Here is a 21,721-nt window from a genome sequence, read left to right as displayed (position 1 = left end):
GGTTCTCAGGGCTCCAAGGGCAGAGTGGCCGCCACGCGGTAGCCCGTTCCGCCGGGTCCGGCGCCGGTCTCCAGCTCGCCGCCGGCCGCGTTGACGCGCTCGCGCATCCCGACCAGCCCGTGCCCGCCGGAGCCGTTGGAGCCACCGGGGCCGTTCCCGTCGTCGCTCACCTCCAGGCGCAGCGAGCCGTCACGCCAGACCAGCCGCACCCGGGCGTTACGCGCGGCCGCGTGCTTGACCGTGTTCGTCAATGCTTCCTGGACGATCCGGTACGCGGTCACCGCCAGGTCGGACGGGACGGACCGGCGCTTCCCGTCCTCCTCCAGCGTGACGTCCAGGCCGGCGAGCCGGACGTCGGCGACCAGGGCGGGCAGCGCGTCCAGGCCCGGCGGCGGCCGGCGGGACGCCTCCTCCGAGCGCAGCACGCCCAGCGCCCGGCGCAGCTGCGCCAGCGCCTCCCGCGCGGTGGCCGAGATGGTGTCGAACACCTCCTCGGCCTTGGCCGGATCGGTGCGCACGGCGACCGGGCCCGCCTCGGCCTGGATCACGACCATGCTCATCGAGTGCGCCAGGATGTCGTGCATCTCGCGCGCGATCCGCTCGCGCTCGCGGGTGGCGGCGGCGGACTGCTCCTCGGCCAGCCGCGCGGCCCGTTCCTCCAGCATCGCGATCCGGTCCCGGCGGGCCCGGGCGCCGGTGCCCAGCGCGTACGCGACCGCGAACGCGATCCCGACCGGCCCCAGGTTGAGCACCCCTTCGGCCGGGACGACGATCGACACCGCGATGCCCACGACCGTGGTCACGACCCCGATCAGGCGCTCCGTCGGGGGGCACAGGGCGGCGAACGTGTAGGTGGCGACCAGCTGCGCGGGCGGGATGTCGCCCAGCGCGTCCGCCAGGGCCAGCGCGGTGGTGCAGGCGCCGACCACGCCCGCCACCCCGAGCGGGTACCGTCGCCGCCACAGCAGCGCCACCGAAGCGACCGTCGCCACCAGCGGCAGCCACCACGCGAAGCGCTGGTTGACCATCGCCTGGATGACCGCGTTGACCAGGCAGCCGGCCGCGATGACGGCGTCCACGGCGAACGGCGGCAGGCCGCGCAGGCGGTCGGCGATCCGGTCGATGGGGGGCACCGCCCCAGTATCCGGCCGCGCCCCGCCGCTGTCCTCACTCGTGAGAGCGAGCCCGCTCAGCGATCGACGCCGTAGACGACGCGGCCGAGGCGCGGGAGGCCGTCGATCTCGGCGTACAGCCGCAGGCACCAGATCACCCGGCCGGGGTGCGTCCGGCTGACCACCGGGACGTCGTCCTCGGTGAGGTCGCGGACGTCCCGGAACCGGCGGGCGGGCTCGCGGACCCGCGCGCGCCCGGGCAGTCCCGCCGCCTGGGCGAACACCAGCTCGTGCGAGCGGGCGGCCAGGCCGTTCCACCAGGAGGCCGGGTCGGCGGCCGGAGGCAGGTGGGCGACCGAGCAGAGCGCCTCGTCGACGGCGACCAGGGACTCCAGGGCCCGGAGCGGATCGGCGGACACGTCCGGCGGGAACGCGTCGAGCCTGGTCAGCAGCTCCCTGGTGTAGTCGGCCAGGGCGGCGGTCTCGCCGAGGGGGCGCGGCTGCGGCGTCAGGCTCTCGAAGTAGAGCGCCTCGGGATCGGACGCGGCGATGGCCAGGACCTGCGAGGCGAGCGCCGCCAGTGCCCGGCCGGCCGGATCCTGGACGGCCTGGTGGCCGAGCGCGTTCGCCACCTTGGGATGCGGGGCCGCGCCGATCGCCGTCCGCACTCCCCCGATCCCCTGGTCGGGCCAAGGGAGGATCAGGTCCTCTTCGGTGTCGAGCGCGGGCAGCACCGTCGCGGGCGGGCCACCGTGACTCGCCGGTACGGCCTCGGCCGCCTGGGCGCGCCAGGTCTCCGCCGTCTTCCGCGGCAGGCGCAGCAGCGCACAGTTGAACGCGACCCACTGGCGCGCGGGGTCGTGATGGCGCCGGGTCTCGCCGAGGTGCTCGCGTACGGAGCGGTCGGCGTAGAAACGCTCGAAGAGGTCGAAGACCTGGTGCGGCTCTTCCTCGACGGGCGCCGCCGCCTGTGCGGGGGCCTGCTCGGGGGTCTGCTCGTCAAGGAGCCCGCGCAGGACGGCGCGGACCCGCCCGTACGCCTCGGTGCCCGGGTCGTCCGGGGTGAGCAGGGCGGTCTGGTCGAGAGCGCGGGCCAGCAGCCGGAGCCCGTCGTGAAGGGTCCCGGCGAGGTCGGACCCCTCGACGGCCATCAGGTCGCGGAACGGCTCGTCGCTCCCCACTCCGGGGTTCACTGCTCCGGGGTTCACTGCTCACCGCTGAACGGGTCGCGCGCCTCGTCGAGCTGGAGGTCGGGCTCGGCCAGCGCGGTGCTGAAGACCGCGCCCGGGTCCTGCTCGACGTCCAGCAGGCTCTCGGCCCGGACGAACGGCGGCCCGCCGGGATGCAGGCGCAGCATGCCGTCCTCGTCGATCGAGACCCAGCACGCGACGTACGGTGCCTCGGGCAGCGGCCGGCTCTCGCCCACCCGCACCACGTCGTTGCCGCTGGTGAGGCGGAGGTGGAACGTCCAGGCCCCGTTGCGCGGCGGGCGCTGGAGCGGGAGGGGGGACAGCAGGCCGGACCGGACGCGGCCGTCGCGGCCGCGGAACCGGTCGGCGAGCACGGCGGGATAGATCCGGCCGTCCGGGCCGACGGCCAGCTCGCCGAACACGACCGAGCCGCCCGCCGGGTCCTCCGGGGGCGTGTCCACGACGAGCTGGAAGCGGGCTCCCGGCTCCTCGTGCGCGATGCCGCCCAGATTGGCCAGCACCTCGTGCACGTTCCCGAACGCCTCGCCCTCCACCACGTAGTGCGGCTGGTCGCCGCGCCACAGGTGCAGGGTCGGGGCGAGCTCGTGGCTCATGTCCAGCATCGTGCCGATCTCGGCGGGCCACACCGACGGCGACAGGTCCTCGGCGCCCCGGTGGCTCTCGTAGCTGAACGAGCCCCAGCGCAGCGAGGCCGCGCCCTCGACCTTGCGCATGATCTGGAAGCTGCGGATCAGCGGGCCGGTCGCGGCCGTGCGGACCCGGGTGCCGTGCTCGGCGTCCACGATGTCCAGCGCGTCGCCGGCCGACAGCACGACCAGCTCCTGGCCGTCCTGGCCGGCCAGCGCGAACGAGCTGGGCAGCCCGCGGAACAGGTTCTCGACCTCGACGTCGATGACCGAGTCGTCCTCGCGGAGCCGGGCGGCGGCGTTGGCGGGCTGGTCGTGCCCGAACTGCCGCAGGCTCTCGGCCCAGCAGGCGCCGATCGACGCGGCGTTCTTGGGCAGCGTCCGCTCGACCTCGATGTCGTGCGCCGACCAGGCGAACGTCTCGTGCCCGCCGGGACGGGCCCCGAACCGGGTCGCGAACTCCTCCTCGACCAGCGGCAGCGCGCTGGCGTTGCCGGTCAGGATCAGCTCGTCGAGCCGCTCGTCGCGGTCGCGCAGCCGCTCCTCGACCAGCGCGTTGGCCAGCTCGACGATCCGCCGGACCGAGGGCCGGGCGAGATCCTCGAAGCGGGACGCCTGCAGCACCAGCTCACCGACGCCCTGCTCGGGGATCTGCGCCCGCGAGTCGGTGAGCGCCCGCAGGATCCGGCCGAGCACCGCGCGGGACACGGTGTACGCCCCGTCGCCGCCGGCGGCGCCCAGCTCCCGCTTGGCCTTCTCCGCCTCGTCCCACAGCAGCTCGAACGCGCGGCGCCGGCGCGGGTGCCGCTTCCAATGGGTCGGGACGATGTCCTCGACCAGCTCGGTGATCTCGCCGGGCAGCGGCAGCTCGTCGGCGACGTGCATCGGCAGGCTGCCCGCCAGGTAGCCGCCGTCGGTGTCGCGCAGGTCGTCGGGCAGCGACGCGGCCAGCCGCTGGGAGTCGTGCGCGAGCAGCGCGTCGGCCAGCAGCAGCTTCAGCCAGTGGAAGACGCGCAGCGTGACGAGGTTGCCGCCGAGGTTGGCGTGGCCGCTGGACCCCCGCAGCGTCGGGACGATCCGGTAGTAGCGGCCGGTGAAGCGCGGGTCGACGCCCGGCAGCGGCGGGGTCTCGTCGCTGAGCACGAACGTGATCAGCGCGATGTCGGTCGTGCCGCCGCCGATGTCGACCACCAGCACGTTGCGCTGCCAGTGCCCCGGCCGGCCCGGCAGCGGGCGGCAGCGCGCCCGCAGCGCCTCGATGCCGCTGCCCGAGCGGGCCCCGACGTCCTTCATCAGGAAGAAGAACGCGGCGCCGACCGCCTCGTCGTAGCTGGTGTAGACGGTCCGGACACCGAGCGCCTTGCCGACCATCGGGCGCAGCTCGCCGCGTACCTTGAGCGACGCCATCGCGGGATAGGTGACGACGACGCGGCCGACCGGCCGCCGGTCCATCAGCCTGCGGTGCTCGCGCCGGTCGGTCAGGTGCCGGTTGGTGCGCTCGATCAGGTCGGCGTACGAGGCGCCGATCAGCTCACGGACGGTCAGCTCCCTGCCGTCGAGCGTCGTCTCGACCTGGTCCAGCCGGTCGAACCGCGCCTTGAGGCCGTAGAAGACGCGCGGCCCGTCGTCGCCGGGCCCGTCGCCCTCCAGGTCGGGGACGTCCACGGTCGCCGGGCCGAGCCGTACCTTCGGCGGCGACACCGAGGTCACCTCGGCCCGGCTGGACAGGACGGTGTCGCCCTCGTTCGGGTCCAGGACGATCTGGTGCAGCGAGCGGGTGTCGAGGGCGGGCACCGCGAACGCCGTGTCGTAGCAGCGGTGCAGCCGTACGGCCAGCCACGTCCGCAGCGCGTCGCCGGCGAACTGCAGGTCCAGGTCGAGCCTGCGCAGCACCTCGTGCAGCAGCTCGTCGCTCGTCGAGCGGCGCGCGCGCAGGGCGGCGACCAGTTCCCTGACCGGATCTCCCTCTTCCTGAGGGGACGATCCGCCCGGCCCCCTGCTTCCGCCGCGGGAACCGGCGGTGTCGTCCAGGACGGCCTCGGCCGTCTCGGTGAGCAGCTCCAGCCACTCCTCGGCGGCGTCGCCGTACGGGTCGTGCCGCTCGTCCGGCTGCGCCTCCAGGAGCGCGACGACCTGGTCGCGCAGCTCCTCCTGCTGGTTGGACGACATCGAGACCCGCTGGACGAGCTCGCTGTCGAGCAGCGTGACGGTGGAGTTGGTCGTGCCGAGGTCCACGGCCGCGAAGCCGTGATGGCCGTCCGGTACCGGCGCCTTGGCCTCGGGCTCCGGCGGCGCGTCGACCTGGGTCACCGGGAACTCCTGGACGGGCGGCGGCGCCTGGGCCGGCGGCGCTTGGCCCGGCGGGTACGGCGAGTACGGGGAATGCTCGGGCGCCACCTGCGCGTGCAGCGGCACAAAGATCAGGTCGCAGGTCACGCGCTGGGACATCTCGATGGCGGGATCGGCGGCTCCGGCGGCGGGCGTCCCCCGGTAGACGACGTCCAGGACGAGCCGTACGGTCCCGCCCGCCTCGACGTCCAGCGCCGGGATCGCGGGGCCGGGCACGGTCACCTGGCCCTGGAGCGGCTTGGCCGGGAACCGCGTCGCCCGGTAGGCGTTGCGGATGACCTCGCGCAGCACGCGCGGCGCGCCGCCGGCCTCGATGTCGGCGGCGATGCCGTTCAGCCAGACCGGCGGATGGGTCGGGGAGATCAGCAGGTCGGGCAGCACGTAGCGGCCGGCCTGCTCGGCCAGCCGGATCGGGCCGCCGCCCCACGGGGCGTGCCCGCCGCCCGGTGCCGCGATCCGTACGATGAGCGGCATCAGAGCTCCCCCTGTCCCTGGTCCTGCAGAAGGCTCTCGGCCAGCGTGCCGAGGGCGGCCTCGTCCGATCTCTGGCCGGCGCCGAGCGCCTCGGCGGCCAGCCGCCCGTAGTCGCCCTGCGGCAGCGACTCCAGCCGCTCGGCGAACGCCGCGCGGACGTCGTCCACCAGGACGCGGCGCCGCTGCTCGGCCTGGAGCATCACCTTGCGGCTCAGCGCGTTGACCAGTTCCCTGCGGACGGCCATCACCTGGATCTGGTGGCGGCGCTTCTCCAGCTCGTCGGTCGGCCAGCCGTGCGGTACCGGGTAGTCCGGATGCCAGGGCAGGCCGTGCTCGCGGCGCAGCGGGAAGTCCTGGACCTGGGTGCTCTCCACGGGCGGCCCGGACGGGGCCGGCGCCGCGGGGCGCGCGTTCCGGACGCGTTCGACCTCCTGCCGGATCCAGCCGAACGACAGGAACGGATCGGCCCAGGCCAGCACGCCGGGATCGCCGCCCTCCGCGCCCTGCACGAGCCCGGCGATCTGGCGGCGCAGGTCCTCGGCCTCCTCGTCACGGGCCCGGATCCAGCGATCCAGGAGCGTCTGGTCGAGGTCGACGATCTGCGACTCCAGCCGTTCCAGCGCGGCGGTGAAGCTCTTCTCCAGTTCGCCGGTCTCGTTGGGGCGCAGCTCGCGGCGGTCCAGCCGGCGGATCGGGACGACGCCGCGCTCGACCGGCTCCAGCAGCTGCCGCCACTCCGGCCAGCGGAAGACGTCGCCGACGACCCGTTCCTCCACGGCGGCGCGCAGTCCGGTGTCGCCCTCGGCCTGGTCCATCTGGGGCCGTACGGCCTGCGGCAGGCCCCGGGCGTTCCTGGCGACCTGGATCAGCAGCCGGCGCAGCTCGCGCTGCTCGGGGGTGGGCCGTCCGCCCGGTCGCCGGTCGTCGGGGCGGATGGCGCGGGCCAGGTCGCGCTGGGCACCGACGCGGTCGCCGATGAGGCGCGACATCCGGTCGAGTCGCAGTGGCATGCCGTGCTCGCCCACGTGCCGGGCGATGGTGTCGCGCAGTCGGCCGATCCCGCCGTCGGTGGCGGCGGCCTCCAGCAGCGCGCCCAGCGGGCGGCCCGGATCGTCGGCGTTGAGGCGCTGTGCCAGCCGCCGCCAGCCCTCGGCGCAGGAGCGGGTGGACTGGGCATCACCGACCTCGACGGGTGACGCATCGCCTTCCGTCAGCAGGCGCGCATAGAGGGCGGAGGTGAGCGTCACGCGGTCGGTGTGGCCGTGCGTCACCGCCTGCTCGGCGATGCCCAGCAGGGTACGGAGCGCGTCGGAGTGCCCCAGGACGGCCTCGTTGTGCAGCGGGTCGGGCGCGCTCTCGGCCGACCGCAGCCCGCCGGGCAGCCGGTCCAGCCGGTTGGCGACCACCAGGCAGGACGGGGCGAGCTTGGCCGAGCGGGTCCGCTCGAAGCGGGTGATCAGCCCGAGCGGCGCCTCGTCGTACGGCGACTCGGCGTCGAGCATGATGACGATCGAGGTCAGCCGGTCGATCTCCTGGTCGGCCAGGTAGGCGTCGCGCTCCTTGGACGCCAGGCTGCCCAGCCCCGGGAAGTCGACCAGGCTGACCGACTCGGCGCCGATGTCGGCCAGCGACCACACCGCCGTGGGGACGAGCACGTCCAGATGGATCCGGCGGATGAACGCGAACGCCGCGGCCAGGCCCTCCTCGGTCAGCCGGGTACCGGGCCGGATCGGCAGGCCGGGACCGGGACGCGGCGGCAGCGGGCCCTGCGCGGCCTGCAGGACGTCGGTGTCGAGCTTGATGGCGCTGGCGCTGAGCGTGGCGAAGTCGACCTGCTCCTCGCGGCCCAGCACGTCCCGTCCGGCCAGGCACGCCGTACGGAACGCCAGCAGCTCCAGGATGCGCAGCCGCAGCGCGGTGCTGCCGGCCGGCCAGCCGCGCTCCTCGAACCAGCGGACCAGCCCGCCCCATCCCTCGGGCGTGAACCGGTCCGAGCCCTCGGGGAGCAGCCCGTCCAGCTCGGCCAGCGCCGGCGGCTCGATCTTCCCGGAGTCGCGCGCGGTCTCGCGGACCGCCTCGAACAGCGCGGCCAGGCAGCCCGACAGGTCGGTCTCGTTGAGGAACTCCACCCGTGCCCCGGTGAGCCGCGCCTCCCCCGCCTCCTCGGTCGGGCGCAGGTGCAGCACGGTCACGTTGCCCGTCGTGGGCGCGTACCCGCTGGGCAGCAGGTCGGGACGGCCCAGCAGCATGTTGAGCAGCAGCGTCTTGCCGGTGCTGTGGACGCCGAGGACGCCGATCGTCACCGCCTCGTCGGCGCAGCGGCGGACCAGCTCGGCCCGGTCCAGGAAGGCCCGGCGCGCACCCTCGGCACCCTGTGGCAGTTCCCCTGCGGCGGCCACCCGCGACACCAGGGCGTCGTTGGCCCGCCGCAACCGTTCGATCTCGGCCGCGGCCTCGGCGGGACCGCCCGCGACGAACCGGCTGGACTCCATGCTGGTACCCCCGCAAACCAAGCGACTACGGCAAACTTGACCGTACTGCTTCTATCGGACGCGAAGCACCATCGTTCCGATCCCGCCGATCGTGCAGTCGAGCCGGTCGCCGCGTTCGATCGGGCCCACCCCGGGCGGCGCGCCGGTGAACAGCACGTCGCCGGGCAGCAGCCGCATCATCGACGAGGCGTACGCGACGATGGCCGGCACCTTGGTGATCATGGTGGAGGTGTGCACGGCCTGGCGCGGCTCCCCGTTCACCGACAGCCCGATGTCCAGGCCGGAGGGGTCCCCGATCTCGTCGGCGGTCACGACCCACGGTCCCAGCGGGCTGAACGTGTCGTAGCTCTTGCGCCGGGAGCGGTCGGCGGCGCTGCGCACGGTGATGTCGAGCCCGAGCGTGTAGCCGAGAACGCGGTCCAGGGCCTCGGACTCGGGGATGTCCTTGCCGCCGGAGCCGATGACGACGACCAGTTCGGCCTCGTGGTGGATCTCCTGCCCGGCGGCGACGACCGCGTCCGGCAGCACGATCGGGTCGCGCGGGCCGCTGATCGAGGACGGCGCCTTCAGGAAGACGTCGAAGTTCATCATCCACGACTCGACCTGGCCGAGCGTGCGCTCCTGCACGCCGTGCATCTCCGCGACGTGCTCGGCGTAGTTGCTGGCCGAGGCGACGATCTTGGACGGGTTGAGCACGGGGGCGAGCAGCGCGACACGTTCCGGGTCCAGGGCCGGGCCCTTCCCCGCGGCCCGTTCCAGCTCGTCGCGGACGGCGGAGAAGTCGCGGCACAGCCGCCGCCACCAGCCGGCGGTCAGCGGGTCGGGATCGTGCGGCCAGGGCAGCGCGTCGGTGACGTCGACCAGGCCCTCGCCTGTGACCACGCCGAGCCGGTGGTCGTCGAACAGCGCCAGCTTCATGGGGCGGTCCCTTCTTCGATCGCGAATGTGGAGGTGACGGCCTGCGGTTCGGCGAGGGTCTGCTCGCGGTAAATGCCCAGGGCACGGTGTACGGGTGCGTCGCCGATGCTGAACAGGTCGGCCTGGGTACGGGCGTGGTGTTCCACCGGAACCCAGGACGGGGCGGCGAACATGTCGCCGGCGCGCCAGTCGAAGCGCCGGCCGCCCATGACGCTGTGCCCCTCCCCCCGGTAGACGACATAGACGCTGTTGCCGCTGCGGCGTACCGGCAGGGTGGCCCGTCCCGGAACGATCCGGTGCATCCCGCAGCCCAGGGTGGGCAGCACACTCGCCCCCGACTCGGGGTTGGTGAACTCCAGGCTGGTGACCGCGTCGTCGTTGCCGGCCGCCAGCCGGGTCAGCTCGGCGTCGGTGTCGGCCCAGCGGTAGACCAGCAGCGGTGACGGCGCGGGATCGAGGGCATCGCCGACCTGCCCTTCGGCGAATGTCGGCCCCCGGTTCCTGAGGGATTCGGAGGCGTTGTGCGGGCCGCCGACCGGCTGCCGGAGTTCGGGGTACGGCTCGAAGAACACCGCGTCCAGCGCCTCGATCATCGGCAGGTCCAGGCCGTCGAACCAGAACATCGGCGCGTCACCGGCGTTGGTGTGGTCGTGCCAGGCCCAGCCGGGCGTCAGGACCAGGTCGCCCGGTCCCATGTCGCAGGCATCCCCGTTCACCGTCGTCCAGACGCCCTCGCCTTCGAGGACGAACCGGATCGCGCCCGGCGAGTGCCGGTGGGCCGGCGCCGACTCGTGCGGGCCGAGCGCCTGGAGCGCCCCCCACAGCGTCCCGGCCACGTACGGCTTGCCACCGAGGCCGGGATTGGCCAGCGACAGCACGCGGCGCTCGCCGCCCCGTTCCACCGGTACGAGCCGGATGGCCTCCTCTGCCAGCGGCCGCATCGCCGCGCCGGGCCACAGCCACGGGACGGCCTTCGGACGCGGCGAGGGGGTGAGCAGCTGCTCGGTGATGGTCCACAGCGGCCGCAGGTTCGCCGCGGCCAGGCGGGCGTACAGATCGTCCAGCGTCATGCGCGGGCCTCCTCGACGGACTGCTCGGGCGGGCGGCCGATGCCGAACCTGCGCACGCTCTCCAGCAGCGAGACGCGCCGCATGTACGCACGGGCCCGCTCGGGATCGGCGGCGATGGCGCGCATCTCGTCGTGTGTGGCCCGCCGCTGGGCGTCCTCGGTCTCCCGCAGCCGCTCGGTGTTGCGCTGGGTGTCGGCCTGGACGTACTCGACCGCGACGTGCCTGCGTACGGCGTCGTACGCGGCCAGCTCCGCCTCCGGGTCGCCGTCGCCCGCGCGGATCCGGGCGATGCGCTCGGCCGCGTCCATCACGTCGTGGATGCCGCTGTTGAGGCCGACGCCGCCGATCGGGCTGTTGATGTGGGCGGCGTCCCCGGCGAGCAGGACGTTCCCGCGCCGGAACCTCTCGGCCACCCGCTGGTGCACGTTGTACGCCTGGTAGTCCACGATCGGGTAGCCGTCGGGGTAGGCCACCATGCCCTGCAAGGTCTCCTGGAGGCGGCCGGGCGCGGTCGCCTCTTCGATCGGCTCGTCCGGCGAGACGGGCAGGACCACGCGCCACGACTCGGGAGTACGCAGGACGAACAGCCACTGCTCCGGGTCGGCGATGTAGTTGACGTGCGCGAGGCCGGGGATCAGGTCCTGGAGCTCCACGGTGGTGCTGACGATGAGGAACCGCTCGGGGTAGGTGTAGCCGGCGAAGTCGATGCCGAGCGAGCGGCGCACCGTGCTGCGCGGCCCGTCCGCGCCGATCATGTGCGTGCCGTCCAGGGTGCGGGTGCCGCCGGGGGTCTCGACCGTCACGCTCACGCCGTCCTCGGTGTTCGCCACGCCGGTGACCCGGGAGCCGAACAGCAGCTCGACGCGGTCGTCCTCGCGCAGCCGCTCGTGCACCATTCGGACCAGGTGCTGCTGGTTGAGCTGGAGCCGGTACGGGTAGCGCGTCTCGGCCGCCAGCAGCCCGAAGTCGAACTGGGCGATCAGCCCGTCCCTGCGGTCCCTGAACTGGTACAGCGGGACGACCAGGCCCTCGGCGTGCATCCGCTCGGTGACGCCGATGCCCTCCAGCAGCTCCATCGTGGCGGCGTGGAACGTCGACGCCCGCCAGTCCGTGCGCGGGACAGGTTCGGCCTCCACCAGCACGACCGGGACGCCGTGCGCGGCCAGCCGCGCCGCCGCCGTCATGCCGACCGGGCCGGCCCCGGCGACGATGACCGGCCGTCCGGAGGCCCGCTGCGGTCCGGATGTCTTCTGGGGATTGAGCGTCATGGAACGAACGCTGGCATCATTTCCGCCCAGGCGAAAGATCCGCTGCTAAAGTTCCGCTATGTCGAACTCCGTGCCGTCGCCCTCAGTGCCATCACCATCGGGGCCGCCTCCATCCGCGCCACCCGGCTCCGACGGAGTGCCCAGCTCGGTCGACAACGCGCTGCGCCTGCTGGAGCTCATCGGGGAGCAGCAGACGCTCCGGGTGTCCGAGGCCGCCGCGCGGCTCGGCGTCGCGCCCTCGACCGCGCACCGGCTGCTGAGCGCGCTGCGGCGGCGCGGGTTCGTGCTCCAGGACAAGCCCAACGGCGTCTACCGCCCCGGCCCGGTCCTGAACGAGATCGGCCTGGCCGCGATCGGGCGCATCGACATCCGGTCGGTGGCACGGCCGGTCCTGGAGGAGCTGAGCCAGCAGACCCTGGAAACGGTCAGCCTCACGCTGCTCGAAGGCCGCGACGTACGGTTCGTGGACTGCGTGGAAAGCCCCCGTACGGTCCGCGTCGGCGACCGTACGGGGGTCGTGATGCCCGCCCACTGCACCGCCGCGGGCAAGGCGATCCTGGCGGCGCTCCCGGCGACCGAACTGGACCGCCGCTACCGCGACCGGGCCCTGCGCACCCGTACGGCGGGCTCCATCACCACGTGGGACCGGCTCCAGGCGGAGCTGGCGCTGGTCCGGCGGCACGGGTACGCCCTCAACGAGGAGGAGGGCGAGGAGGGCATCTGCGCGGTCGCGGTGGCCGTGCGCGACCTGACCGACACCCCCATCGCCGCCATCGCGGTCGTGCTCCCGGCCGCCAGGACGGCGAAGGCCGACGCGCGCCGCGAGTTCGTCCCGCACCTGGAGCGGGCCGTCGAGTCGGTCCAGGAGCTCCTGCACGCGCGCCTTACCTGAGACCTCGCCCGGGACCTCGTCCCGGAACCGGGCCGGGCCTCACTTGAGGACGCCCTTGTCGTAGTCGAACTCCCGCTCGGTGAGGCCGAGCCGCCGCATCGACCGTCCGATCAGCTCCACCGAGGCGCGGTCGGTGGCACCGCTCCAGCTCGGCAGGTGGATCTTCGCCGCCAGCTCCGGCTTGAAGCCGGCGATGCCGGGCAGCGCCTGGCGGAACGCCTTCGGATCGCGGGAGATCGACTCGGCCGTGCGCCGCACGCCCGCCTGGAAGGACGAGACGAGCCGGCGGTCCTTCGTCGCCTTCTCCCTGGCCATGAGGTACGTGCCGATCTGGAGGCCGTGCCTGGTGTCGGTGTACGGCCTGGCCACCTCCCGCATCCCCGCGCTCTTGGCCATGGTCAGGAACGGCTCGATCAGCATCGCCGCGTCGATGTCGCCGCGCTCCAGCGAGGGCGCCATGTCGGGGAAGCCCATCTCGACGTACTTGGTCCCGGCCGGCCGCCCGCCCGCGCGCTGTACGGACGCGTCCAACACGATGTCGTTGATGTTGCGGAGCGTGTTGACGGCGACCCGCTTGCCGGCCAGGTCGGCGGCGCTGCGGATCGGGCTGTCCTGCGGGACGACCAGGCCGGAGAAGTCCTGGCCGGGATCGGTGGACGCGCGGGTCCCCGAGCCGACCATCGTGATCGGCAGCCCCCGGTTCATCGCGATCATCGCCGACACCACGTTGGAGCCGGCCACGTCGAGCCCGCCGTTGATCAGCGCGGGGATCGCCGCCGCGCCGCCCGCCGAGGTCTGCACCCGCACGTTCAGGCCCTGCGCCTTGAAGTAGCCGCGCTGGACGCCGTAGATCAGGAAGGCCGAGGGCATCCCGGCGGTGTCGGTCACCTTGACCGTCTTCAGCCCGTCGGCACCGGCGCCCATCTCGGAGCCACCGCCCGCGCCGCCGCCCGACAGATCGCCGCCATAGTCGCTGCACGCGCCGCCGCCGAGCACCACGGCCAGCACTGCGGCCAGGGTGAAGCGCAGCGCCCGCGGCCGCCGGGCCATCACGCGGCCCCGGCCGGCGCGCTCTCGCCCTGCAGCGCCGCGAACAGCTCGGCACGCAGCCGCCCGAAGTCGGGGTGCGCCTTGGTGGCGAGCTGGTCGCGCGGGCGGGGCAGGTCGACCTCGACGGTGAGCCCGACGTGCGCGGGAGGCCGCAGCACCAGCACGCGGTCGGCCAGGTAGACCGCCTCGTCGATGTCGTGGGTCACGAAGAGCACGGTGGTCTCGTACCGCTGCCAGATCGCCAGCAGCAGGTCCTCCAGCTCGGCCCTGGTCTGCGCGTCGACCGACGCGAACGGCTCGTCCATCAGCAGGATCCGCGGCCGGTACGCCAGCGCGCGGGCGATCGCCACCCGCTGCTGCATGCCGCCCGACAGCTGCCACGGGTACGCCCCGCCCCGGCCGCCGAGGCCGACGGCGTCCAGTGCCTCCTCCGTCGCCTTCCCCGCGTCCCGCTTGGACTCGCCCTTGTGGCGCAGCGGGAACGACACGTTGCGTTCCACCGTCATCCACGGGAACAGCGAGCGGCTGTAGTCCTGGAAGACGAACGCCATCTCCCGGGGCGGGCCGGTGACCGGCGTACCGTGCAGCCGTACCTCGCCGGCCGTCGGCGGCTCCAGCCCGGACAGGCAGCGCAGCATGGTGGTCTTGCCGCATCCCGACGAGCCCAGCACGCTGACGAACTCGCGCTCGCCGACCTCGAACGACAGGTCGGCCACGGCGGGCCGCCCGGACGGGTCGGCGCCGTGTACCTTGCGCAGCCCGGAGACCTCAAGCATCGGTGTTCCCCTTCAGACCTCGGTGCCAGAACAGCACGCGTGACTCCACCGCGAGGAAGAGCCGGTTGAGCAGGTAGCCCAGCACGCCCAGCAGGACGATCCCGGTCCACATCTCCGGGATCGCGAACGAGCGCTGCGACTCCAGGACGAAGTAGCCGACGCCGTTGTCGCTGGCGACCATCTCCGAGACGACCATCAGGATGATCGCGATGGACAGGCTGGTGCGCAGGCCCGCGAAGATCCGCGGGCTCGCCGCCGGCAGCACGATCCGTACCAGCCGGGCGCGGGCCGGGATCTGGTAGGAGCGGGCCGCCTCCAGTTGCTGCGGCTCCACGCCCCTGACCCCGTCCACGGTGTTGAGCAGGATCGGCCAGACCGTGCCGAGCGCGATGATGAACACCTTCGAAGCGTCGCCCGCGCCGAACAGCAGCAGCGCGAACGGGATGAGCGCGGGCGGCGGCAGCGCCCGCAGGAACTGCACCACCGGATCGGTGGCGGTACGCAGCGTGCGGGACAGGCCGAGGGCGGTGCCCACGGCCACGCCCAGGACGGCGGCGATGCCGTACCCGGCGAACATCCGGGCCAGGCTCGGCAGCACGTCGGCGGCCACCCGGTCGAACAGCCACAGCTCGCCGAAGTAGCGGGCGATCTCCGAGGCGGGCGGGAAGAAGAAACTGCCCGCCCGTTCCGACCAGATCCAGAACGCCGCGACGGCGGCGGCCGGGACCGCCAGCGAGAGCACGAGCGCGCCGAGCCGCCGGACGATCTGCCGGGTCGCCTGGGGCTTCAGGGCCATCGGGCGCGTCATCGGGCCTCCTCCAGCCGCTGCGCGGGATGCCAGCGCAGCACCCGGCGCTCCGCGGACTGGAAGGCCGCGTTCAGCGCCCAGCCCAGCAGTCCGGTCACGATGATCAGCGCGTACATCCGGGTCGGGTCGCCGGCCGACTGCGCCACGATGATCGCCCGGCCGAGACCGGGCGTGCCGACCACCAGTTCCTCGGTGACGGCCAGGATCAGCGCGATCGAGGACGAGATCCGGAGCCCGGTCGCGATGTAGGGGGTGGCGCTCGGCAGCACGACCGTCCGGAACCTGGCCAGGGTGCCCAGGCCGTACGCGCGGGCGGTGTCCTTGGCCACCGGGTCGACGTCCTGGACGCCGTACACGGTCTGGAACAGCAGCGGCCAGAAGACCGCGAACGCGACCAGGAAGATCTTGGTCTGCAGGCCGGTGCCGTACACCAGCACGGCGAGCGGGATCAGCGCGACCGGCGGTACCGGGCGGCAGAACTCGATCGCGACCCGGGCCAGCCGGTAGGCGGTCCGGCTCGATCCGAGCACCATCCCGGCGGGTACCGCCAGAGCGGTGCCCAGCGCGAGCCCGGCCGCCCAGCCCGACAGGGTGCGGCCGATCTCCACCCAGAGCGGGCGGCCCCCGGCCAGCTTCCCGAACTCCACGTAGATCTCGCCGGCCGGCGGGAACCAGCGCGACGGCAGCAGCCCGCCACGGGTGACCGCCTCCGCCAGGACCAGCGTCACCGCCACGCCCGCGATCTTGAGCGCCAGATCCTTCCGGCCGCGGGCGGGAAGCCGGCGCCAGGTGAGCGGCCGGCTTCGGGCGACATCGGACACGGGACCTCCCCTCGTAACCTGGTGCTGCGTCACGGCCGTATGGCCGAGTGCTGCGAACCTATGCATGCCTTCCACACTGTGCAATAGCTCACCCACTGAATTCCGCAGCATGGAATTCATGCCTGGACGTGCGGGTACGAGTGCTTTGCCGTCGCGTGGACATGACTGTCCCGTGGACAGGACGAGGGGGATGACCGGCACCCTGCACGCGGTACGCGGCAGGAAGGCGTACTGGCAGGAGCGCGCGGAGATCACGGTCAAGGCCGTCGCGGCCTCGGTCCTGGCCTGGCTGGCGGCGCGCTGGCTGCTGGATCACCAGCAGCCGTACTTCGCCCCGCTGGCCGCGCTGCTCGGCGTCTATCCCACGATCGCGCGCTCGCTGCGCGAGAGCCTCGGGTACGCGGCGGGGTTCCTGGCCGGCGGGCTGCTGGCGATACCGGTCGGCCTCCTCATCGGGCCCAACGCGCTGGGCATCGCGGCCGTGCTGGTCGTGGCGCTGGTGGTCTCGGAGTGGAAGTGGTTCGGCGACCAGGCCTCGCAGGTCGCGTTCACGGCGCTGTTCGCACTGCTGGTGGGCGGGCACGAGGTGGTGTCGTACGTGCTGCCCCGGCTGGCGGACGTGGCGGTCGGGCTGGTGGTGGGGCTCTCGATCAGCGCCGTCGTCTTCCCGCCGGTGCGGCTCAGCCGGGCCGAGAACGCGCTGCTGGGGATGCGGGACACCCTCTCGGACGCGACGGCGCGGCTGGCCGAGGCCGTGACGGAGGAGGACGGCTGGTGGTCGCACTGGCGCGAGCACGAACGGCAGCTGCTCGGTACCCAGGACCAGGCGCACCGGGCCTATGACCACGGCCGCGAGAGCCTGCGGGCCAATCCGCGGGCGCGGCTGCGCGGCTACCGGGCCCGGTGGCAGGAGGCGTCCGGCCCCTGGCCGGCCCCCCGCCTCCTGAACGCGCTGGACCAGGCCACGGCGAACCTGCGCTCGATCGCGGGCACGCTGCGCGAGGCCAACGATCTGGAGGACGACACGACCCGGTACGACCCGACGTTCCGTGGCGAGTACGCCCACCTGATGCGCTGCGTCGCCGAGCTCATACGCAAGCTCCCCGAGCTCGCCGACGCCGGTTCGCTGGAGGAGGCCGACGGGATGCAGAAGCGGCTGGAGGCCCCCCATCGAAGCCCAGGGACCGATGGGCCCGGGCTGTGGGATCCGCAGAAGGAACTGCTGCGCTTGAGCAGGCGCATGCTGGACGACGTCCGCACTCCCATGTCATAAGGCACCCATGCCATCAGGCGGTGTCATCAAGGGCAGAGGCGGGACGTCGCCGCGATGTCCCTCGACGACGCGCCGACCATGACCGACACGCACCCGGGAGCCACCCGCCACGCCCCGGCACGCTCGTCCCAGTACGACAGCGCCCGCTCGTTCAGCGGCATGACGACCCGGCGGCTCTCCCCCGGGTTCAGTTTCACTTTGTCGAAGCCCTTGAGCTGCTTGGGCGGCTGGGGTGCCTCGGGCGTCCCGGGAAGCCCCAGATAGAGCTGCGGGACCGCCGTGCCGTACCGGTCTCCGGTATTGGTCACCGTGATCTCGACACGGTCGCGCCGTACGGCCAGATCACCGTACGAGAACGTCGTGTAAGACAGGCCATGACCGAAGGCGAAGCGCGGTGAGATCCCGCGCGCGTCGTAATGGCGATATCCCACCAGGACGCCTTCGGAGTAATGGACCTTGCCGTTCTCGCCGGGATACTGCGCGGCTCCGCCCGCCGCCGGGGCGTCCTTCTCGGCGACCGGGAACGTGACCGGCGAGCGCCCGCCGGGGTCGGTGTCGCCGAAGAGCACCCGGGCGATCGCGTGGCCGCCCTGCTCGCCCGGGTACCAGGCCTCCACGATCCCCTCGACCTGGTCCGCCCACGGGGTCAGGACGGGGCCGCCGTTCTCCAGGACGACCACGGTCCGGGGATTGGCCTTCGCCACCGCCGAGATCAGGCCGTCCTGGTCACCGCGCAGCGCGTCACCGCAGCTCAGGGTCAGGCACCACTGGTCGGCGAACTCGGTACGGGCGTCGGCGGCGACCACGACGGCCACGTCCGCGTCCCGGGCCGCCGCGGCCGCGCGGGCGTGATCGGTCCCGTTGTCGTACCGCACCTGGACGCCGCTCCGGCCGGCGCGCTCCCGGATGCCCTGCAGGGGCGTCACCGGTGAGCGCGCCAGGACCTGGGACGATCCGCCGCCGCTCACGTACGCGTCGGCGGCCGAGCCGATGACCGCGATCGACGAGGCCCGGCCCGGCCCGGGGTCCCGCAGGGGCAGCACGCCGTCGTTCTTCATCAGCGTGATGCCCTCCTCGGCCAGCTCGCGGGCGGTGCCGAGGTGGGCGGGCACGTCGATGGTGGCGGGGGCGTTCGGGTACGGCGGCCGGTCGAAGACACCGAACGCGAACATCGTGCGCAGGATCGCCCGGACCCGCGCGTCCACGGTCGTCCGGTCCAGCCGGCCCGCCGCGATCTCGGCCTTGAGGAACCACGGGTTGAACCGCGCACCGACCGGCATCTCCAGGTCCATCCCGGCACGGGCGGGGGGCGCGGTGCCCGACAGCTGCGTCATCCAGTCCGACACGACCAGGCCGCGAAAGCCCCAGTCGTCGCGCAGAATGCGGCTCAGCAGCGTCTCGTTCTCGCACGCCCAGGCGCCGTTGACCTTGTTGTACGCGCACATGACCGTGGCCACGCCGGCGTCCCGGACGGCCGCCTCGAACGGCGGCAGGTAGATCTCGCGCAGCGCCCGTCCGCCCACGACCGCGTCGATGGTGTAGCGCTCGGCCTCCTGGTTGTACGCGGTGTAGTGCTTGGCCGAGGCCATGACGCCCTCGGCCTGCGCCGCCCTGATCCACGCCGTGCCGATCCCGGAGATCAGCCGCGGGTCCTCGCCGTACTGCTCGAACGAGCGCCCGAACCGCGGGTTGCGCACCAGGTCCAGCGCGGGCCCGAGCGTGACCTCGCTGCCCTTGCGCCGGGTCTCGTCGCCGACCAGCGCGCCGTGCCGGCGGGCCGCCCCGGTGTCGAAGCTCGCTCCGAGCGCGATCGGCGCGGGCAGCGCGGTCGCCTGCCCCTGCCGTACGCCCGCGTCGCCGCCGCTGAGCCGCAGGCCCGGGATGCCGAGCCGCGCGATCCCGTTGAGCGTGCCCGCGCGGGCGTTCCCGTCCCAGCCCGAGGTGATCTGGCCGAGGAACTCGTCCCCGCCCATCAGGTCCGCCTTCTCGTCCAGGGTCATCGCGGCGAGCACCAGCGCCGCGCGACGGTCGGGCGGCAGGGAGGTCCGGCACCAGGGGCGTTCGGCGACGTCCCCGCACACCGTGGCGGGCCGCGCGGCCCCTGCCGGAACGACGGCGAGAAAGGCGGCGGAGACGACGGACGCGGTGACGGCGACGGTCGGCCGGGTTCGCATGAGCGGACAGTAAAACGGCGCCGGGGCGCTGCCTATCAGCCGGCTGAGCCTTATTCGTCAGAACGTTGTCAGGCCGATGACTGGCCGGCGACCGCCTGGAGCCGCGCACGCCCTTCGGGCAGGGTCCGCAGCAGGTGGGCGATGTCGTCACTGTGCGGGCCCAGCCCGTCCAGATGCTGGATCCGGCGCAGCGCGATGCCCTCCCGCAGCGCCCACGGGCAGATCTCCAGCCGCTTCAGGCCCAGATGGCCCATCACCGCCTCGGCGACCACGGCACCGGCCAGGATCTGCGGGGCGCGCGATGCCGAGACGCCCTTCAGCCTGGTCCGTTGGGCGGCGGTCATCCCGGCCAGGCGCGGGATCTGCGCGCGCAGATCCTTGCGCCGCAGGATCCGGTTGCCGTCGGCGTCCTTGCGCCGGTTCAGCTTGGCCAGCTGCGTGAAGATCTTGGAGGTGGCGATCGCCCGGGCCGGTTCCGGTCCCGGATCGTACGGTCCCCGGGGCAGGCACTCGGCCAGCCGCTCGCGGACGAACCCGCGCAGCCGCTTGACGTCCTTGCGCCCGGGCGGGTCACCGGGCAGATGGTCGCGGGTGAGGCGCCCGGCGCCCAGCGGCAGGGACATCGCGAGGTCCGGTTCGGCGCCCTCCCCGGTCGCGATCTCCAGCGAGCCGCCGCCGATGTCGGCCAGCAGCAGCGGCCCACCGGACCATCCGTACCAGCCCCGGGCGGCCAGGAACGTCAGCCGCGCCTCGTCCTCGCCGGACAGGAACGCCGGCTCCACCCCCGTACGGGCTGCCAGCCCGGCGACGATCTCACCGCGGTTGACCGCGTCGCGCAGCGCGGAGGTGGCGAAGGCGATCAGCTCCTGGGCGCCCTCGGCACGGGCCACGGCCAACGCCTCGGCCACCGACGCGCCCAGCCGGCCGGCCGCCGCCGGTCCGAGCCGGCCGTCCCGCCGGAGCGACTCGGCCAGCCGGGTCGGCCGCTTGACGGAGCGGACGTCGCGGGCCGGCTCCCCCGGCTCCAGATCGACGATCTTCAAATGGGCGGAGTTGGAGCCGATGTCCAGGATCGCTGAGCGCATGCGGCCCCGTTACCCCCGGAACGCGGTTCCATCCCGGCAGCCTCTTTTCGGACATCCGGGAGGACCACCGGCGGCTCGGATCCGCCCGCCGCTCAGGGTTTCAGGGGGTTCAGGGGTTCAGGACCACCTTGAGGGCGCCGTCCCGCTTCTTCTGGAAGATCTCGTAGCCGTGCGCGGCCTCGGCCAGCGGCAGGTGGTGGGTGGCCAGGCCGTCCACGCCGAGCGGATCGCCGTCCCCGGTGAGCAGCGGCATCAGGTCGTCGATCCAGCGCTTGACGTGCGCCTGCCCCATCCGCAGCGTGATCCCCTTGTCGAACATCCGCAGCATCGGCAGCGGATCGGTCATCCCGCCGTACACCCCGATGACCGAGATCGTGCCCCCGCGGCGGACGATCTCGATCGCCTGGAGCAGCGCGGCCATCCGGTCCACCCCGACCCGCGCCATCAGCGGGGCCGCGGCCCGGTCCGGCAGCAGCCCGGTGAGGGTGTGCGCGATCTTGGCGCCCGGCGAGCCGTGGGCCTCCATGCCCACCGCCTCGATGACCGAGTCCGTGCCGCGTCCGCCGGTCATCTCGCGGACGGCCTCCGCGGGGTCCCCCACCGCCGTCTCGTCGATGACCTCGATGCCGTGCCGGCGCGCGGTCTCCACCCGTTCCGGCACCGGATCCACCCCGATGACCCGGTAGCCGCGGTGGAGGGCGATCCGCGCGATCATCTGCCCGATCGGTCCCAGCCCCAGCACGGTCACGCTGCCGCCGTCGGGGATGTCGGCGAACTCCACGCCCTGCCAGGAGGTGGGCAGCACGTCCGACAGGTAGAGGAACCGGTCGTCCGGTGGCCCCTCGGGCACCTTGATCGGCCCGAACTGCGCCTGCGGCACCCGCAGGTACTCGGCCTGGCCCCCCGGCACCTGGCCGTACAGCCGGGTGTAGCCGAACAGCGCGGCGCCCATCCCCTCGTCGCGCACCTGCGTGGTCTCGCACTGCGCGTACAGGCGGCGATCGCACATGTGGCAGTGCCCGCAGGAGATGTTGAACGGGATCACCACCCGGTCCCCGGGGCGGATGTGCGACACCGCCGGGCCGACCTCCTCGACGATCCCCATGGGCTCGTGTCCGAGGATGTCGCCCTCGGTCATGAACGGCCCGAGCACCTCGTACAGATGCAGGTCGGAACCGCAGACCCCGCTGCTGGTGACGCGGATCACCGCGTCGGTGGGTTCCTTGATCGCCGGATCGGGCACCGATTCCACGCGCACATCGCGCTTGCCGTGCCAGGTGAGTGCCTTCATGCGATCGGCCCTACCCGGCCCACCGACCCGA

The 21,721-nt window shown here is 73.3% G+C and carries 16 protein-coding genes; 2 read left to right on the top strand and 14 right to left on the bottom strand.

Annotation, left to right across the window (positions count from 1 at the left end):
• Positions 1-5: 5 nt before the first annotated feature.
• From ACH34Q_RS09795 to ACH34Q_RS09765, 7 genes are read right to left on the bottom strand one after another with little or no spacing between them, the layout of a single operon-like run.
• Positions 6-1,133, bottom strand: coding sequence for a sensor histidine kinase (locus tag ACH34Q_RS09795; protein WP_395982489.1), 1,128 nt, complete (start codon positions 1,131-1,133; stop codon positions 6-8).
• A gap of 56 nt (positions 1,134-1,189) precedes the next feature.
• Positions 1,190-2,305, bottom strand: coding sequence for a hypothetical protein (locus ACH34Q_RS09790; RefSeq protein WP_395982488.1), 1,116 nt, complete (start codon positions 2,303-2,305; stop codon positions 1,190-1,192).
• Positions 2,306-2,316: 11 nt separating this feature from the next.
• Positions 2,317-5,772 carry a hypothetical protein gene (locus tag ACH34Q_RS09785; RefSeq protein WP_395982487.1) on the bottom strand — a complete coding sequence of 1,152 codons (3,456 nt, stop codon included), beginning with the start codon at positions 5,770-5,772 and terminating at the stop codon, positions 2,317-2,319.
• The gene (locus tag ACH34Q_RS09780) at positions 5,772-8,264 is read right to left on the bottom strand and encodes a dynamin family protein (RefSeq protein ID WP_395982486.1); all 2,493 of its coding nucleotides are present in this window, start codon (positions 8,262-8,264) and stop codon (positions 5,772-5,774) included. The genes ACH34Q_RS09785 and ACH34Q_RS09780 overlap by 1 nt, the downstream gene beginning before the upstream one ends.
• A gap of 51 nt (positions 8,265-8,315) precedes the next feature.
• Positions 8,316-9,182, bottom strand: a complete 867-nt coding sequence (locus ACH34Q_RS09775; RefSeq protein WP_395982485.1) for a fumarylacetoacetate hydrolase family protein — start codon at positions 9,180-9,182, stop codon at positions 8,316-8,318.
• Positions 9,179-10,252 carry a cupin domain-containing protein gene (locus ACH34Q_RS09770; protein ID WP_395982484.1) on the bottom strand — a complete coding sequence of 358 codons (1,074 nt, stop codon included), beginning with the start codon at positions 10,250-10,252 and terminating at the stop codon, positions 9,179-9,181. The genes ACH34Q_RS09775 and ACH34Q_RS09770 overlap by 4 nt, the downstream gene beginning before the upstream one ends.
• Complete coding sequence (locus ACH34Q_RS09765) at positions 10,249-11,520, bottom strand: FAD-dependent oxidoreductase (RefSeq protein ID WP_395982483.1); 1,272 nt, start codon at positions 11,518-11,520, stop codon at positions 10,249-10,251. Before ACH34Q_RS09765 ends, ACH34Q_RS09770 begins: the two co-directional genes overlap by 4 nt.
• A 136-nt stretch (positions 11,521-11,656) precedes the next feature.
• On the opposite strand from ACH34Q_RS09765, the gene ACH34Q_RS09760 reads away from it, so the two are divergent.
• Entirely contained in the window at positions 11,657-12,412 is a 756-nt protein-coding gene (locus ACH34Q_RS09760; protein ID WP_395982482.1) for an IclR family transcriptional regulator, read from the top strand.
• A gap of 39 nt (positions 12,413-12,451) precedes the next feature.
• Here the strand turns inward: ACH34Q_RS09760 and ACH34Q_RS09755 are convergent, their stop codons facing one another.
• From ACH34Q_RS09755 to ACH34Q_RS09740, 4 genes are read right to left on the bottom strand one after another with little or no spacing between them, the layout of a single operon-like run.
• Positions 12,452-13,462 (bottom strand): ABC transporter substrate-binding protein, encoded by a 1,011-nt coding sequence (locus tag ACH34Q_RS09755; RefSeq protein WP_395982481.1) that lies wholly within the window; start codon positions 13,460-13,462, stop codon positions 12,452-12,454.
• Complete coding sequence (locus ACH34Q_RS09750) at positions 13,462-14,238, bottom strand: ABC transporter ATP-binding protein (RefSeq protein WP_395982480.1); 777 nt, start codon at positions 14,236-14,238, stop codon at positions 13,462-13,464. Before ACH34Q_RS09750 ends, ACH34Q_RS09755 begins: the two co-directional genes overlap by 1 nt.
• Positions 14,231-15,046: an ABC transporter permease gene (locus tag ACH34Q_RS09745; RefSeq protein WP_395982479.1), complete on the bottom strand. Its 816-nt coding sequence runs from the start codon at positions 15,044-15,046 to the stop codon at positions 14,231-14,233. Before ACH34Q_RS09745 ends, ACH34Q_RS09750 begins: the two co-directional genes overlap by 8 nt.
• Positions 15,043-15,867, bottom strand: a complete 825-nt coding sequence (locus ACH34Q_RS09740) for an ABC transporter permease (protein WP_395982478.1) — start codon at positions 15,865-15,867, stop codon at positions 15,043-15,045. Before ACH34Q_RS09740 ends, ACH34Q_RS09745 begins: the two co-directional genes overlap by 4 nt.
• Positions 15,868-16,057: 190 nt before the next feature.
• Between ACH34Q_RS09740 and ACH34Q_RS09735 the strand changes: the two genes are divergently transcribed.
• Positions 16,058-17,140: an FUSC family protein gene (locus tag ACH34Q_RS09735; RefSeq protein WP_395982477.1), complete on the top strand. Its 1,083-nt coding sequence runs from the start codon at positions 16,058-16,060 to the stop codon at positions 17,138-17,140.
• Between the two features lie 26 nt (positions 17,141-17,166).
• Here ACH34Q_RS09735 and ACH34Q_RS09730 read toward each other — a convergent pair whose 3' ends face one another.
• The 3 genes from ACH34Q_RS09730 to ACH34Q_RS09720 all read right to left on the bottom strand — a co-directional run bounded on the left by ACH34Q_RS09730 (position 17,167) and on the right by ACH34Q_RS09720 (position 21,690).
• Positions 17,167-19,314: a beta-glucosidase gene (locus ACH34Q_RS09730; protein ID WP_395982476.1), complete on the bottom strand. Its 2,148-nt coding sequence runs from the start codon at positions 19,312-19,314 to the stop codon at positions 17,167-17,169.
• Between the two features lie 68 nt (positions 19,315-19,382).
• A complete protein-coding gene (locus tag ACH34Q_RS09725; protein ID WP_395982475.1) occupies positions 19,383-20,399 on the bottom strand; it encodes a Ppx/GppA phosphatase family protein in 1,017 nt (338 codons plus the stop codon).
• A gap of 109 nt (positions 20,400-20,508) precedes the next feature.
• Positions 20,509-21,690, bottom strand: coding sequence for a zinc-dependent alcohol dehydrogenase (locus ACH34Q_RS09720; protein ID WP_395982474.1), 1,182 nt, complete (start codon positions 21,688-21,690; stop codon positions 20,509-20,511).
• Positions 21,691-21,721 lie beyond the last annotated feature (31 nt).

Source organism: Actinomadura sp. 9N407 (assembly GCF_044326315.1).
Classification (GTDB): Bacteria; Actinomycetota; Actinomycetes; order Streptosporangiales; family Streptosporangiaceae; genus Spirillospora.
This window is presented reverse-complemented; position numbering and strand designations above follow the sequence as displayed.